Source organism: Citrobacter sp. RHBSTW-00881 (assembly GCF_013728515.1).
Taxonomy (GTDB): domain Bacteria; phylum Pseudomonadota; class Gammaproteobacteria; order Enterobacterales; family Enterobacteriaceae; genus Citrobacter; species Citrobacter braakii.
The window spans coordinates 1,385,172-1,401,875 of the sequence record NZ_CP056269.1 but is presented as its reverse complement, the minus strand read 5'-3'; the positions used below and the strand labels follow the sequence as shown (position 1 = coordinate 1,401,875).

The 16,704-nt window shown below is 55.1% G+C and carries 10 protein-coding genes; all 10 read right to left on the bottom strand.

Features of this window, described 5'->3' with window-relative positions:
- Positions 1-163 precede the first annotated feature (163 nt).
- Positions 164-1,636 carry a ribosome biogenesis GTPase Der gene (der, locus tag HV311_RS06635; RefSeq protein WP_016153996.1) on the bottom strand — a complete coding sequence of 491 codons (1,473 nt, stop codon included), beginning with the start codon at positions 1,634-1,636 and terminating at the stop codon, positions 164-166.
- Positions 1,637-1,754: 118 nt separating this feature from the next.
- Entirely contained in the window at positions 1,755-2,933 is a 1,179-nt protein-coding gene (bamB, locus tag HV311_RS06630; RefSeq protein WP_016153997.1) for an outer membrane protein assembly factor BamB, read from the bottom strand.
- A gap of 10 nt (positions 2,934-2,943) precedes the next feature.
- Positions 2,944-3,564, bottom strand: coding sequence for a YfgM family protein (locus tag HV311_RS06625; protein WP_191220888.1), 621 nt, complete (start codon positions 3,562-3,564; stop codon positions 2,944-2,946).
- Positions 3,565-3,577: 13 nt separating this feature from the next.
- Entirely contained in the window at positions 3,578-4,852 is a 1,275-nt protein-coding gene (gene hisS, locus HV311_RS06620; protein ID WP_019077380.1) for a histidine--tRNA ligase, read from the bottom strand.
- Between the two features lie 110 nt (positions 4,853-4,962).
- Entirely contained in the window at positions 4,963-6,081 is a 1,119-nt protein-coding gene (ispG, locus tag HV311_RS06615) for a flavodoxin-dependent (E)-4-hydroxy-3-methylbut-2-enyl-diphosphate synthase (protein WP_016154000.1), read from the bottom strand.
- A 26-nt stretch (positions 6,082-6,107) separates the two neighbouring features.
- Complete coding sequence (rodZ, locus tag HV311_RS06610; protein ID WP_191220887.1) at positions 6,108-7,097, bottom strand: cytoskeleton protein RodZ; 990 nt, start codon at positions 7,095-7,097, stop codon at positions 6,108-6,110.
- Positions 7,098-7,381: 284 nt separating this feature from the next.
- Complete coding sequence (locus tag HV311_RS06605) at positions 7,382-8,548, bottom strand: bifunctional tRNA (adenosine(37)-C2)-methyltransferase TrmG/ribosomal RNA large subunit methyltransferase RlmN (RefSeq protein ID WP_016154002.1); 1,167 nt, start codon at positions 8,546-8,548, stop codon at positions 7,382-7,384.
- 256 nt (positions 8,549-8,804) lie between these two features.
- A complete protein-coding gene (gene ndk, locus HV311_RS06600) occupies positions 8,805-9,236 on the bottom strand; it encodes a nucleoside-diphosphate kinase (RefSeq protein ID WP_003037710.1) in 432 nt (143 codons plus the stop codon).
- Between the two features lie 136 nt (positions 9,237-9,372).
- Complete coding sequence (gene pbpC / locus HV311_RS06595) at positions 9,373-11,685, bottom strand: peptidoglycan glycosyltransferase PbpC (protein ID WP_191220886.1); 2,313 nt, start codon at positions 11,683-11,685, stop codon at positions 9,373-9,375.
- Positions 11,686-16,620 (bottom strand): alpha-2-macroglobulin family protein, encoded by a 4,935-nt coding sequence (locus HV311_RS06590; protein WP_191220885.1) that lies wholly within the window; start codon positions 16,618-16,620, stop codon positions 11,686-11,688.
- Between the last annotated feature and the right edge of the window lie 84 nt (positions 16,621-16,704).

Below are 16,704 nucleotides of genomic sequence, written 5' to 3'. Positions count from 1 at the left end.
CAGCCCCCGGACTTTAAGACGAAAACTCGACAAATGTCTACTTTCTTAGATTTAAACTTGGTAAAAAATGAATAGTGATTGACATTGCACGGGCTGAGGCTGGCGATGGAACTTCGAAAAAAAACCCGCGACAAGCACGGGTTTTTATCAGCATCAGCAACGGTTACTTGCTTTTTTTGATGTGTTTTATCAAACGCTTACGTTTACGCATCTGCGTCGGCGTCAGCGTATTGCGTTTGTTCGCAAACGGGTTTTCCCCTTCTTTGAACTGAATGCGGATCGGCGTCCCCATTACATCCAAAGACTTACGGAAATAGTTCATCAGATAGCGCTTGTAGGAATCCGGCAGGTCTTTGACCTGGTTGCCGTGAATCACCACGATTGGTGGGTTATAACCACCGGCGTGGGCATATTTCAGCTTCACACGACGACCACGCACCAGCGGCGGCTGATGATCTTCTGCCGCCATAGTCATAATGCGCGTCAGCATCGCGGTGCTAACGCGACGGGTAGAGCTGTCATACGCTTCGCGGACCGATTCAAACAGATTACCCACGCCGCTTCCGTGCAGCGCAGAGATGAAGTGTACACGCGCAAAATCAATAAAGCCCAGACGGAAGTCCAAGGTCTCTTTGACCTGCTCTTTCACTTCCTGCGTCAGGCCATCCCACTTGTTGACCACAATTACAAGTGAACGCCCACTATTGAGGATAAAGCCCAGCAGCGACAGGTCCTGATCGGAAATACCTTCGCGCGCATCAATCACCAGCATCACCACGTTGGCATCTTCAATCGCCTGCAGCGTTTTGATAACTGAGAATTTTTCTACTGCTTCGGTAATTTTGCCGCGCTTACGCACGCCCGCGGTATCGATGAGCACATATTCGCGCTCATCGCGTTGCATCGGGATATAAATACTGTCACGCGTGGTCCCCGGCATGTCGTAAACCACTACGCGGTCTTCGCCGAGAATACGGTTAGTAAGCGTGGACTTACCTACGTTCGGGCGACCAACAATCGCCAGTTTGATCGGCAGGTCCTGCGGGTTGAAGTCATCTTCAGGCTCTTCTTCGCCGTTCTCTTCGGCTTCCAGTTGCGCCCAATATTCTGCATCTTCATCCACTTCTTCCTGAGGAGCAACGTCATCCATCCACGGCAGCAGAACATGCTCCAGCAGGCTGAGAACGCCACGACCATGGGATGCCGCGATCGGATAAATTTCACCCAGACCCAGCGAGTAGAAATCGACGACCGCCTGATCAGGATCGAGTCCGTCAGTTTTGTTGGCTACCAGGAACGTCGGTTTCTGGCGCGAACGCAGATGTTTCGCAATGGCTTCATCCGCAGGCATCAGGCCAGCACGCGCATCTACCATGAACAGCACAACGTCCGCTTCTTCGATCGCCAACAGCGACTGTTCCGCCATGCGGGTTTCTACACCGTCTTCGGTGCCATCAATACCGCCGGTATCAATACAGATAAACTCGCGGCCTTCAATTTCCGCACGACCGTACTTACGGTCACGAGTCAGACCCGGGAAATCCGCAACCAGCGCATCTCGGGTGCGAGTTAGACGGTTAAATAACGTGGATTTGCCAACGTTAGGGCGCCCGACAAGCGCGACCACAGGTACCATGTTTAAAGCCTCATTTAATAAATCATCAGACAACGGGCACATTTTTTGCGCCGTTGTTAAAAACAGTAAAACGGCCCCTGCACCAGGAGCCGTTTTTCAAAGCGAGCGGCCGGGACGATTAACGCGTAATAGAGTACAGCGTACCGTCTTTCGCCTGGATCAGCAGTTTACCATCAGCAGAGACCGGCTCGGTCAGGAAACCAGAGCTGTCAACTTTCTGCTGGGCGACAAAGCGGCCATCGTCAACGTTAATCCAGTGCAGGTAGCCTTCGCTATCACCCACGACCAGATTGCCGTTATACAATACCGGGGACGTCAGCAGACGGTGCAGCAGATCGCTTTGCGTCCACAGCGTCACACCGCCGTCGGTGGTCAGCGCCAGTACACGGTCGTTCTGGTCTACCAGGTAGATACGGTTACCGTCGACGATGAAATCATTCACTGAGCCCAGTTCACGTTTCCACATGATCTGACCGCTGCGCAGATCCAGCGCCGTCAGGTTACCATTATAAGCCAGCGCGTAGACAACGCCATTGACGATAACCGGCGTGGTATCAACGTCGCTCAGACGATCGATTTCCGTTGGACCTGTCGCCTGAGAAATACGCTGCTGCCAAATCATCTGGCCCTGCTGCATCAGCACGGCGCTTACGCGGCCGTTATCACCGCCAACGATAGCTGCGCCAAAGGCGGTCGCTGGGGCAGATTCGCCGCGCAGAGACAGAGAAGGCATGTCGAGGTTAACGGTCCATTTGATAGCGCCGTCAGCTTCGTTCAAGGCCTGCAACTGACCGTTACTGGTGTGGATTAATACCACGCCATCGCTCACAACAGGACGAGACAGCGCTTCACCGGCAACTTTCGTCTGCCATGCGGTGGTACCATCGCTGGTGTTCAGCGCATAAACCTGCGCTTTTTCGCTGCCAATGTAAACATGGCCACCGGACACGGTTACACCGCCAGAAAGCTGTGCAGATGCGCGGGAGAACCAGCCGTCTTTCTCACCCAGATTAACAGACCAGACTTCTTTGCCGTCGTCCGCATTCAACGCCTTAACGACGCCGGCGCGATCGGCTGCATAGACAACGTTATCCGCCAGCGCAGGATGAAGATTGGAATAGAAATCACCAATACCGTTACCTACAGAGGTGCTCCAGTCCGTAGACGGAGTAAACTGGTTTTCAACCACCGGTAATGGGGACATCTTAACGACATCTTCTTCGCCACTAAACAGTGAACAGCCGCTCAATAGGGTAACGGAAAGCAGCCCTGGCAGAAGTAATTTACGCAATTGCATCGGGTCCCTCTCAGATGGACAAATTATTGATTTTCATCTGCATCATTTCGCTCAGAGCAGGAGAGGCATCGCTTTTCACGCCCGCTTCCCATGCGCTACGCGCACCTTGTTTGTCGCCTTTGCTCAGCAATGCTTCACCGCGCAGGTCGGCAACAATGGCCGTCCACCCTTCACCTTTAATGGTGTCGAGTGTTTTCAGCGCGGTATCAGCCTGTTTAAGCTGAACCTGAACACGAGCCAGACGCAGATTAATCACCGCTTTGAGATTCTCATCGCTGGTCGCTGCTAAGCCTTGTTGCAGCTGGCTTGCGGCTTTCTCAAGTTCATTTTGGTCAACAAACTGCTGCGCCAGTTCCAGTGAAGCTAACGCGCCGTAGGTATTTTTGTTTTCTGCGGCAAATTTCTCTGCAGCAGGAAGGCTATCCGGCTTACCCGCGCTAACCGTAGTCACCGTATTTTGATATGCCAGAGAAGCAGAGCGTGCGGACTCCGTCTGATGGCTGGTCCAGTAACGCCAGCCAACCAGCGCGCCAACCCCTAAAATGACCCCAACAGCCAGCGCTTTGCCGTTTTCAGCAAAGAAGCGTTTTACTGCATCAATCTGGTCGTTTTCGTTCTCGTAAATTTCCACGCTGTCCTTCTCCTTAGCCCAGTAGAGTGCGCAAATGCGCGGCAACGCTATCCTGCGCTACTGCCGTTTGCTCACCAGAGCGCAAATCCTTCACTACAACAGTACCGTCAGCCACTTCGGACTCGCCCAGTACCAGTGCAACGCGGGCGCCCCACTTGTCGGCGCGGGCGAACTGTTTCTTAAAGTTGCCGCCACCGTGGTTTGTCATCAGTTTCACACCAGGAACTTCATCGCGCAGACGTTCTGCAAGCCGCATTGCCGCCGACTGCGTATCCGCCCCCGAAGCGACCAGGTATATATCGACAACAGGATCTGCGTTAAATTCCGGATTAACTGCCTGAACTAACAAAACAAGTCGTTCCAGACCCATGGCAAAGCCTACGGCCGGCGTTGCGCGACCGCCAAGTTGCTCTACCAGACCGTCGTAACGCCCACCGGCACACACGGTACCCTGAGAGCCCAGGCTGCTGGTAACCCACTCAAATACGGTGCGGTTGTAATAATCAAGACCACGAACCAGACGCTGATTGACGGTGTAGGCAATACCTGCGGATTCCAGCAGTTTGCACAGGCCCGCAAAGTGCTCGCGAGAGTCGTCATCAAGATAGTCGCCCAGTGCAGGTGCGTCGTTGAGCAGCGCCTGTACTTCCGGGTTTTTGGAGTCGAGAACGCGCAGCGGGTTAGTGTACATACGGCGCTTGCAGTCTTCGTCCAGTTTCTCTTTGTGCTGTTCCAGGTAGGCGACCAGCGCATCACGGTAGTTAGCGCGGGCTTCAAGCGAACCAATTGAGTTCAGCTCAAGGCTGACATGCTGAGAAATACCCAGCGCGCGCCACCAGCGAGCGGTCAGCATAATCAGTTCAGCATCGATGTCCGGGCCTTGCAGGCCAAACACTTCGACACCCAGCTGATGGAATTGACGATAGCGCCCTTTTTGCGGACGTTCGTGGCGGAACATCGGCCCGATATACCACAGACGCTGTTCCTGATTGTACAGGAGACCATGTTCGATGCCGGCGCGTACGCAGCCCGCAGTCCCTTCAGGACGCAACGTCAGGCTGTCGCCATTACGGTCCTCAAAGGTATACATCTCTTTTTCAACCACGTCGGTGACTTCACCGATCGCGCGTTTGAATAACGGGGTCTGCTCTACAATCGGCAAGCGGATTTCACTGTAACCGTAGCTGCCGAGCACGTTTTTGAGAGTGCCTTCAATGCGCTGCCAGATGGCGGTTTCGCCAGGCAGATAATCGTTCATGCCGCGAATGGCTTGAATGTTTTTTGCCACGTTTATTCTCTTTATGAATATAAAAATGAACCCTCAGCGCTAACCCGAACAATGCGGGCGCCATGCGGGTTCAATCATACACGGGAAGCACGCCGCTTCCCATCACGTTGTTATTTTTCAAGCTGCTGCACGTCAATACGACGCGCTTCGTCCAGGATACTCGCTTTGGCGCGAATGCGGGCTTCAAGCTGCGTAATCATATCGTCGTTATCGAGTCGATCCTTACGCACGCCGTCTTCATACAGACCGCTTTTCTTGTTACCACCCGTGACGCCCAGCGTAGAAACCAGCGCTTCGCCAGGACCGTTCACCACGCAGCCGATGATCGAAACATCCATTGGCGTAATGATATCTTCCAGACGTTGTTCCAGCGCGTTCACCGTACCGATAACGTCGAACTCCTGACGCGAGCAGGTTGGGCAGGCGATAAAGTTGATCCCGCGCGCACGAATGCGCAGCGATTTCAGGATATCGAAGCCAACTTTGATCTCTTCCACCGGATCCGCCGCCAGAGAGACACGCAGCGTATCGCCGATCCCTTCGGACAACAGCAATCCTAAACCGATCGCTGATTTTACCGCCCCACTGCGTGCGCCACCGGCTTCGGTGATCCCCAAATGCAGCGGTTGATCGATCTGTTTCGCCAGCAGGCGATAGGATTCAACAGCGAGGAAAACGTCAGACGCTTTAACGCTGACTTTGAATTGATCGAAGTTCAGACGATCGAGGTGATCCACATGGCGCATAGCGGATTCCAGCAGCGCCTGCGGCGTCGGTTCACCGTATTTTTCCTGCAGATCTTTTTCCAGCGATCCGGCGTTGACGCCGATACGGATAGGAATATTTTTATCACGAGCGCAGTCCACTACCATGCGAATACGCTCTTCATTACCGATATTGCCTGGGTTGATACGCAGGCAATCGACGCCGTATTCCGCCACCTTCAGCGCGATACGATAGTCGAAGTGAATATCGGCAACCAGCGGGACATTAACCTGCTGTTTGATAAGCTTGAACGCTTCTGCGGCATCCATTGTCGGTACAGAGACACGAACAATATCTGCGCCGACGCGTTCCAGCGCTTTGATCTGATTAACCGTCGCTTCCACATCTGTGGTACGCGTATTGGTCATAGACTGTACGGCGATGGGCGCGCCATCGCCGATCGGCACGTTCCCAACGTAAATGCGTGTCGATTTTCTACGTTGAATTGGAGCCTGATTATGCATTAAAAAATCTCCCGCATTGCCGTCTGTTACTGAGCCGGTGATTGTTCGGCATTAACGGTCAGACGCGCAACCTGGTTAGTTCTGATAAAACGACTCAGATCGACAGGTTTACCCTGGAACTGAATCTGCACTGCCGCCGGAGCGCCAATTTTCAGTTTGTACGGCGCCTGACCGGTCAGATTCAGATTGCCGTCCTTACGCTGCATACCACTGAACAGTTTTTTTCCGGTCGCATCGGTCACTTCCAGCCAGCAATCGGCGGTAAAGTTCATTACCAGTGCGTTAGGATCGGCGGCTGGGGTAGTGACACCCGCCTGGTCAGTTGGCAGCGGCGCCGCGGTAGCTGGCGCAGCAGCTGCGGTATCGACGTTAGCCTGAGAAGGTGCCACAACGGCATTCTGCTGCGCATCAGCGGCAGGTGCCGGGGTTGCAGCAACATCTGGCGTAGGCGCTGCGTCCGCCACTGCGCCATCGTCTGGAGCCGGGGTAGTATCCTGGCCCGCTGCGGCGCTGGTATCTAACGGTACGTTCTGCGCACCATCTTTACCGGCATTCAGCTCAGCGGAGGATTGATCGGCCATGGTGGTGATCTCTTCCTGCTGCGCTTTATGGTTCTGCCACCACCAGGCTCCCGTCAGTCCGACAACGACAAACAGCACCAGCCAGGTAAAGGTCATTAACCAGCCGTCGCGTTTTTTACGACGCTTACCGAGCGAGAAGCTCTGCATCGGTGCGACTTTGGCTGGGCGAATCGGAGCCTGTTTTTCCAGCCCTGGCAACAGTTCTTCTTCAGGAATATGCACCAGACGCGCATAAGAACGGATATACCCGCGCAGGAATGTTGAAGCGAGATCGGCTGGTGCCTTATCTTCTTCAATATCACGTACCGTGGAGACCTTCAGGCAAAGTCGCTCCGCGACTGCCTGCTGGCTGAATCCGAGTTGTTCACGGGCATTGCGCAGACGAACGCCGGTGGATAGTGCTTCATTTTTGTCGTGCGTGGCTTCAGTATTCATTCGCTACAGCTGCGTAAATTTGGGTTCTGATGCCGGCGAGCCACAATGCTCACCCACACCGCGAAACATCTGGTCAGTTAACCTTCGTCAGACAGTATAAAACGGTCAGACTATCAAAGACAAAACAACGTAAACCTGAGGGCTAAAGGCTTGTTGCGCCGTTACATACTGCCTTAAAGTCGACAAAAACGCACCGTTATTATTGACCTGACGACAACAACAAAAAACCTCATTTGGCTTACGTTGCACTACGGTACATGAATTATACCGTAGTGCACTCAACATCAAACGGTCTTGATATCGATAGCGTCGCCCTGCATACGCTTACGCAGAGTACGCTTGGTACGGTCGATAACGTCACCCGCCAGCTGACCGCAGGCTGCATCGATGTCATCGCCACGTGTTTTACGCACGATGGTAGTGAAACCATAGCTCATCAACACTTTGGAGAAACGATCGATACGGCTGTTAGAGCTACGGCCATATGGCGCGCCTGGGAACGGGTTCCACGGGATCAGGTTAATCTTACACGGCGTATCTTTCAGCAGCTCTGCCAACTGATGCGCGTGTTCAGTACCATCATTGATGTGATCTAACATCACATACTCAATGGTCACACGACCCTGGTTAGCGTTGGACTTCTCCAGATAACGACGAACCGCGCCAAGGAATGTTTCGATATTGTACTTTTTGTTGATAGGTACAATTTCGTCACGAATTTCATCGTTCGGCGCATGCAGAGAAATCGCCAGCGCGACATCAATCATATCGCCCAGCTTATCCAGCGCAGGGACAACGCCTGAGGTAGAGAGCGTGACGCGACGCTTGGACAGCCCAAAACCGAAGTCATCCAGCATGATTTCCATCGCTGGCACCACGTTGGTCAGGTTGAGCAGCGGCTCGCCCATCCCCATCATCACTACGTTAGTGATAGGACGCACGCCCGTTGCTTTCACCGCGCCGACGATTTTCGCCGCACGCCAGACCTGACCAATGATTTCCGACACCCGCAGGTTACGGTTAAAGCCCTGTTGCGCCGTAGAGCAGAATTTACACTCTAATGCACAACCGACCTGTGAAGAAACACACAGGGTCGCGCGATCGTCTTCCGGGATATACACGGTTTCTACGCGCTGATCGCCAACCGCGATGGCCCATTTGATCGTACCGTCAGAGGAACGCTGCTCTTCCACCACTTCCGGGGCGCGAATTTCAGCCACTTCTTTCAGCTTGTTACGCAGCACTTTATTGATGTCAGTCATGTCATCAAAGTTGTCGCTGCAATAGTGGTACATCCACTTCATGACCTGATCGGCACGAAACGGTTTTTCACCCATATCTTTGAAGAATTCGCGCATTTGCTGACGGTTCAGATCCAGCAGGTTAATTTTTCCATTTTTATTTGGAACCGCAGGAATGACGACTTCAGAGGTGTTAACTAATTCAGACATAATTTTTTCCGGCCTCGTTGTTACACGTTGTGGCCCGTGGAGGGTTAAAAAGAAACGCCCCGGCAAGCGTTCTGCTCTTCCGGGGCGTTGCATTGTACAAAGTCTGGCGCAGGGATGCCACGTTTGCACGAAGCATTAGCGAAAATAATATGTAAATCGCTAATTCCTCTCCAAAGGATTTCGCATCGCAGGAAAGCGGCACGTTCGAGCCTCCCCGAAAGCATAGAAAACTATGCGATGTGAAAGACGCAGGAGATTAGCGCGTGCGCGGGCAAACCTCGCCTTCACCGAAGAAATAGGCGATTTCACGCGCGGCAGATTCAACGGAGTCGGAACCGTGAGTACCGTTCTCAGTGAAGCTATCAGCGTAGTCTGCACGCAGAGTACCCGCCAGCGCATTCGCCGGGTTGGTTGCACCCAGCAGATCACGGTGACGCTGCACGGCATTTTCGCTTTCCAGAACAGAAACAACGATAGGACCGGAGGTCATGAATTCAACCAGACCGTCAAAGAACGGCTTACCATCATGCTCAGCATAGAAGCCACGCGCCTGCTCAACGGTCAGGTGCAGCATTTTAGTACCGACAATTTTGAACCCTGCTGCTTCAAAGCGCGCAAAGATGCTCCCAATAACGTTTTTTGCCACCGCGTTTGGTTTGATGATGGAAAAAGTACGTTCAATAGCCATGATTACCTCTGAAAAAGATGTTTTGTTGTTGTTTACCTGGCGCGGATTATAAAGAGCATCCCGGCAATTGACTATTGACGAAGATAACATTTCTTTAAAATAAGATGAATTTTAGCAACAAAAGTCACCTGGTGGTCTACTGCAACGAAAATCTCACCGTCGCCACCTGTCCGGCGTCATCCATCACCAGCAGTTGATAATCCCCTTTGGTCGCCAGCCGTAGCGTAAGACGGCGTCCGCGTTCATCCAGCCGTTCACCGTTAAGAAACCACCAGCGATCGCCAGTCCCACCGCTGGTTTGTACCGGCAATGAGGCCAGCGCAGAACCGGGTAAACGCTTCACGATCGCGCCATCACGAACCCCTGTCAACTGCAACGGCAGCGAAGCATCCTGCCCCAGCGGCGGACACGTGGCAGAAACCGGCGGTAATCTCGCCCCACGGCGCTCTGACTCCGGCAGCCATGGCTCCAGCGGTAAAGGCCAGACGATTAACGTTTGTTCGCGCGCCTGCGGGCAATCCGCCGCCACACGTTTGCCTTCATCATCCAGCCAGACGGGGAAACGAATGCCACTCACACCCTCCTGTTCGGGCAATAACAACGTGGGCGGCTGGCTGCCGTCCAGCAGCCAGGTTGCCAGACGGCGTCGACAGTTGCTGTCTCCGGGCGCAAGTGACTGCCCGCCCGGCCAGCACACTACGCCGCGGCTAACGGATTCAGGGCGCGGATCCTCCGGCTGATTTGTCCCGCGAGAGAGCAAAAGATTGTTGACCTGATTGAGCAGCGGCACGGCGCTGGCAAAACCAAACTGGCCCACCACCGGCGTACCGTCGGGTCTGCCGGTCCAGATCCCCATCACATAACGGGCGTTAACGCCAATCGCCCACGCATCGCGATAGCCATAACTGGTACCCGTTTTCCACGCCAGCGGAACCACTCTGCTCAGCGCGTTATCCGGCAGCGGTTGCGCTTCGTCAGCCATAATGCGGCGAATAATCCACGCCGCGCCTACCGACATCAACGGACGCTCCAGCAGTGGATCGTCTGGCTGCAGGCGCAGTTTTCCCGCTTTTCCCTGACGGGCAAAGGCACTGTACGCCGCCGCCATGTCTTCCAGTCTGGCCCCTGCCCCGCCCAAAATCAGCGACAGATTCGGTGCGGCACCTGCGGGCAGATACAGCGGTAAGCCAACGTTACGTAACGATGCGGCAAAACGCTTCGGGCCATAGGCTTCAAGTACCTGCACGGCGGGTAAATTTAGCGAGCGCACCAGCGCTTCGCTCATACTCACCGGGCCATGAAAACCACTGTCAGAATTCCCTGGTCGATAATCTCCGGTTCGACGCGGCACATCCTGCAACAATGAAGCAGGATGAATTAATCCGTCATCCAGCGCCAGACCATAGATAAACGGCTTCAGCACCGAGCCCGGCGAGCGGATCGCATTCACCATATCCACATGGCCAAAGCGGGAGTCGTCATTCATATCTACCGACCCCACCCAGCCACGCACGCTCATATCAGTGTGATCGACCACAATCATCGCCAGCGAACTGCGCGCAGGTAAGCGGCCCTTCCAGTTTTGCGCCAGCTCTTCCAGTTGGCGCTGCAATCCGGCGTCAAGGGTGGTCACGATTTTATCGCTCCGGCTTTTTCCCAGCATCATGCGCGAGAATAACGGCGCTAACTGCGGCATTTGTCTGGGCGCCAGCCAGACCGGTTCTTCGCGTGACTCCTGCACCTGTCTGGCAGGCCAAACGCCCTGCGTCGCCATGCGCTCAAGCACTTTATTGCGCGCCGCTTCAGCGCGGTCCGGCCAGCGGTCCGGGCGCAGACGGCTCGGTGCCTGCGGCAACACGGCCAGCAGCGCGGCATCGGAATAACTCAACTGTGCGGGTGATTTACCAAGGTAGGCCCAGCTCGCAGCACCCACGCCCTGCAGCGTGCCGCCAAACGGCGCACGGTTAAGATATAGCGTCAGGATGTCGCGCTTAGAAAGATGCCATTCCAACTGCAATGCGCGCCAGAGCTGGCGGAACTTGCCGCCGAAAGTTCGCGGGTGGGGATCGAGCAATCGTGCGACCTGCATGGTGAGCGTACTGCCGCCTGAAACGACGCGACCTGAGGAGAGGTCCTGCCATGCCGCGCGCAGCACTGAAAACGGATTGACGCCGGGATGTTTCCAGAACCAGCGGTCTTCGTAGTTGATTAACGCCTCAAGGTAACGGGGGGACACCTCATCAATAGTCACCGGATAACGCCAGATGCCGTCCGCGTCGGCGAAGCGCCATAGCGGCGTACCATCGTAAGCCACCACGACACGTGCCGGATCGACTTCGTGAAGCGGCAGCGGCCAGATTTTATCTGCCGCCCAAACCCACGCTACCAGCAATAGCGCAACGGCTGCCAGCCAGAGCCAGCAGCCGCGTTTCCCCAACCCGCGCATCATTTACGGTCTGACAATCAAAAGCCCCTCTGTCGCACCGGTCGCGCGCCACTGCGGAACATACATTGACTCCACCTGCGGCACAGGAACCTGATAGGTCCCCGGCGTTACCGCCCGCGCCAGATAGACCAGCGTCACCGGCTGCCCTTCGTTGACCGCTACCGCGGCGACAAAGCGATCGTCACGGAACTCAACGTGCTGGATATCCGCCTGCTGCATCTGATTGAGCAAATTCGCTACCTCGCTGCCGCTGTCCTGCAGGCTGGCGCTGCCGTTGGCCAGATTCTGGTTTTCCAGCTCCAGGCCGGCTGGCAGTAAGTCAACCACCAATGCATCCGGTACGTTCTGGCTGGCTTTCACCTCCAGCCAGACCAGTACCAGCTCGCCGCTGCGCAGAGAATCCAGCGCTTTGCTGTTCCCGTCGAGCCCCAGGATCTGACGCTCAATGTGCAGGACGTTGCTGGCAGGCGTCGGCGAGGTTTGCGGGTAACCACTCACATCCAGACGCAGCCACAGCGGCAGATTACCGGTATTGGTGACGTTCAGCGTAGACAGCGCGTCAGCATCCAGATTACGCGTTTGTGATTTCTCCCCGGCTAACGCCTGTTCAGAGAGTGACGTTTGCGCCTGCCACGAGCCAGGCAAGTCCTGCAACGTACGCGCGGCAAGGAACAGCGCATTGTTTTCCTGAGTAGAGAGCCAGCGCTGCCCAAAGGCCTGTTCTGACAAGGTGTTCAGCAGCGTATTCTGCACGTCAGGTTTAAGCTTGTTCTCTTCCAACAATGCCAGCATCAGCGCGTTGTCACGTAGCTGACTGCCGTAATCCGCCATCCACTGCTGCGCATCGCGGCGTGGCGTATTCAACGCCAGCGTCAACGCTTGTTCACTGCGGTTGGCGTCGCCCATGTTTTTCAGCGCTATCCCAAGTTGCAACAGCGGTAAACCGGAAGCCACCTGTGCACGACGCTCCCAGATCTCACGCAGCGCGCCGAGCGGGGCTTTCTGCTGACGAGCCAGCACCAGCGCGGCGTAGGCCTGTACGGCAAACCGGCTTGCTGATGCGTCGTCGGTATAGCGAATCGACATCATGCCCGGGTCCTGCAAATAGCGCAGCAGCCGCTCGTTACCCCGGTTAATCACCTCTGCCGGAACGCTATAGCCTTGTTCATTCGCACGAACGAGGAAATCCATCACATACGCGGTCAGCCAGTACTCTTCCGACCCGTTCTTATCCCACAGCGCAAAACCGCCGTTATCACGCTGCATTTGCAGTAAACGAGAGATGCCAATCTCTACTGCCGCACGGCGTTTTTCATCACTGTCGCCCGCGATACCTAACGCCTTCAACTGCGCGGCATTGGTGTATAAGGATGGGAACAACCCGCTCGCCGTTTGCTCGAGGCAACCGTAAGGGTAAGCTTTCAGTTCACGGATATAGCGCGCCAGATTCAGCGGTGGTTTACCGCTAAACAGCAGTTGTCCCTGCATCGTCACAGGAGAGAAATTCGTCAGTTCTTCGCCCGGAAGCTGCCAGGTTGCGCCCGGCTGAAGTGCGACGCCGTAATTAACAGTTTGCGCCGGGAACGCCGGTCGCACGCCAATTTTCCACTGTTTATGCTGAACAGGCAGCGTTTCACCCGGTAGATTCAGACCGCTAATTTGCGCCTGAATTTCGCCATCGCCAAAGCCCTCCCGCGCACGCACCGGAATAAACAGCGTAGTCCGTACGCCTGGCGCCAGATTCACCGGGGCGGGATCTTGCCCCATCAGCTCCAGTAAACCGCTGGCCGCGAGATTAATAATCAGCGTTTGCGGTTTGTCAGTCAGGTTGGTCACGTCCAGCGTCAGGCGCGAGGTATCGCCCCCCGCCAGAAAGCGCGGCATGTTCAGTTCAGCAATTACCGGCGCGGCGACAATCACTTTGCTTTCGCTACTGCCAAAGTCATCCGCCGTCCAGGCTTGCGCCATTACCCGCAGCTCGCCGTTGAAATCACCAATTGGTAACGTCACCGTACCTTCGCCCTGCTCGTTAAGCGTCACCGGCAGCGCCTGTTGCGCCACGATATTAACGTGATTAACCGGTGGCTTGCCGCCGCGTTTTAACTCATCGCCATCACCACCAAAGCGCAGCGCCGCCAGACGTCCTTGCCCTTCGATCACCTGGCCGTAAATATCATAAATATCCGCGCCATAGCGTTTTTGCCCGAAAAACGCCTGCCAGGGATCCGGCGTGGCGTAATCGGTAATGTTCAACACCCCGCTGTCAACGGCTGAGACCAGCACGTTAACCTGTTTTGGCACGTCGCCATTTTTAACGCTGGCTTTAATCTTGACGGTCAACGGCTGATTTGGACGCATTTTCGCCGGACTTTCCAGCTCCAGCGCCAGACGACGGTTTTCATCGCCTAACGGCAAATGCAGTAAGCCGACTGCCCGCTTTGGCGTTGCCGAACGAGACTTGTCGCCAGGACGAACCACCAGCGCGCTGAGATACAAGTCATGGCGATTCCAGGTTTTATCGACCGGGATGGAGATATCAAGACCATCCGTCGGTACGTCTATCTCTTGCCACCACAGCGGACCTTCGCTGGACTCCACCATCGCGTAACCTTTGCCAGCCGCGGGTGCGGCAATGTGTAGCTTCATGGTATCGCCGGGACGATAGCCGGGTTTATCCAGTTTCAGGGTCACGCGATCGGGACGCACTGCCCCGCTGCCGTCGCTGTTATCCTGCCAGCTATAACCAGCCCAGAAGCGCACGCTGCTCACCGCATCATTCGGAGCTTTCACTTCCAGGCGATAGGCACCCCACTCGACCGGGAAGCTGACTTTACCGGTCTCATCGGCCTTAAGATCCAGGGTCTGCTCACCCTCAACCAGATCTTTTTGATCGAACTGCGATTGCCAGCCCTCGCCTTCAGACCAGTTCCAGTAATAATCACGGCGTTCACGAATCAAACGCACCTGTAAACCGGACACCGCTTTTTTCTCACCTTGCGCATCGGCATACACAATATCAAAAGCGGCATTGCTGTTTTCATCAACGCCAGGCTGATTGACGGTAGTATCGGTGCGGTAGTCATAAACGGCTCTCGCCGCAAACTGCGGACGAATACCTGGCAGCGTATCCGCAGGCCAGATGGCTTGTTCAACCCGACGCGTCACCGGACGGCCACCCGACTCCAGCAGGCTGGCTTGCAGAATCACCTGTAACGGAGAATGCGTATCCTGCCATTGGCTGTTGGTAGTCACTTCGCCGCGACCGTGGTCATCCAGCGTCAACTGAACCTCATCGAGGCTGCGAGAAAGATTTTCTTCGGCAATATTACCAAACTGGAACCCCGGTAATGCCTGCACCGCTTCCCGCAACGGGCGCAGGAAAAGCTGCCCTTGCAGAGCATTGCCGTTGGCGGGCGCGCCATACAGGTAGTAGCCCACCACCGAGAACTTCACTTCATCAGTTGGAGCCACCGGCATCTTATTGGCGGTGAGATTGAGCGCCATCCGCTCAGGCATGAAATCTTCGACGTGGAAATCCCACATCCGCGACTGGTTGTCGCCAGTATTGGCACGAATATGCCACATGCCGGTTGGCGCGCTGCTGTCCAGCGGCCAGCTAAAGCGATACAGACCGTTTTCCGGCTGGCTCACTACCGAGCGTAACACCTGTCCGTCGGGCTTAACGACCTCCAGCTTCACCGGCTGGTCAGGCAGCGTTTTGCCGTCGCTATCTCGCAGTAATCCGTTGAGGATCACCGTTTCGCCAGGGCGATAGAGGTCACGGGGGCCAAACATAAAGAACTGCTTGCTGTATCCCGGCGCGCCGGCAATATCAAATTCAGCCAGATCCAACGCCGGGAGCTTCAGGTCCAGCAGCGTGGTTTGCCCGTCTTTACGGGCCAGCAATAAGGCCGCGTCTTTATCAGTTTCCAGCTTGACGTGACCCTGCGCGTCGCTGGTAGCCTGCGCCAGCGTCTGCCCTTTTTCGTTGAGTAACGTAACCTCAATACCCTGCTGCGCAGCGCCGTTTTCCAGACTCTGCGTAAAGACATCCAGTTGATTGTGGTAACGGTGCGCAGAGACACCAATGTCACTGAGCGTAAACAGCGTAGCAGCATTGCTGTAGTTATAGTGTCCGGCCTGATTCATCACCGCAATGTAAACGCCTGCTTGCTGCAACGGCTTGATATCGCTCAGTGGCAGTAGCAGCTTCTCTCGGGTGTTACGCGCAGGATTGAGGTCAAAGCGTCCGGTATAAACCAGCTCCGCCATTTTCAGCAGATTGTCTGACTCCCAGTTTGACAACGAATTACGGTATTCCCACTGGCTGACAAACGCACCGAGCGATTCAGGCTTCACGCGAAAGAAGTTTACATCCACGCTATCAACATTAAGGGCCATCACCGGTAACCCTTCAATCACTTTTCCCGGCAGCAGCGAGCCGCGACTAGCGAACCCTACGCTTGGCTGGACGTCGCGGGTGGTAATATTTTTTTCATAATCGATAGCGAACGTCGCTTTATTCAGCGCCAGCAAATCACGCTCAATGGTAACCACCAGTTCCCGGTTAGGTTCGAGATGGCGTAAGCGTAGCTCTTTTAGATTTGGCGCCAGCTCCCAGGCACCATCCACTTTGCCGCTTTTTTTATCAACAACGTGCACTACGCGAGAAAAATCTTGTTCCGGATCGAGGGGAATGGAAAAGGTTAAAACGAGCGTTGCCGCGCCATCGAGCTGGACCTCGGAGGCATCAAGCAACGTCAGCGACTTGCCCTGGCTTTGCTGAATCAGCTGTTGTAATTGGGCCTTATCTTTTGCTGGCGCAGTCTGCGGTGCAGGCGCATCAGGCTTCGCAGCCGTCGGTGATTTTTCGTTATTATTATCGCACCCAACCAGTGCCAGCATCAGCATACAGGCCGCTACGCGTAAATGTTTCATTTTTCATCCCTGGCCGTAGTGGCCCGTTAGCTACGTAGAACAACTATTATGCGTCAGATTTTCGGCTGTGGAAGCCAGTAACTG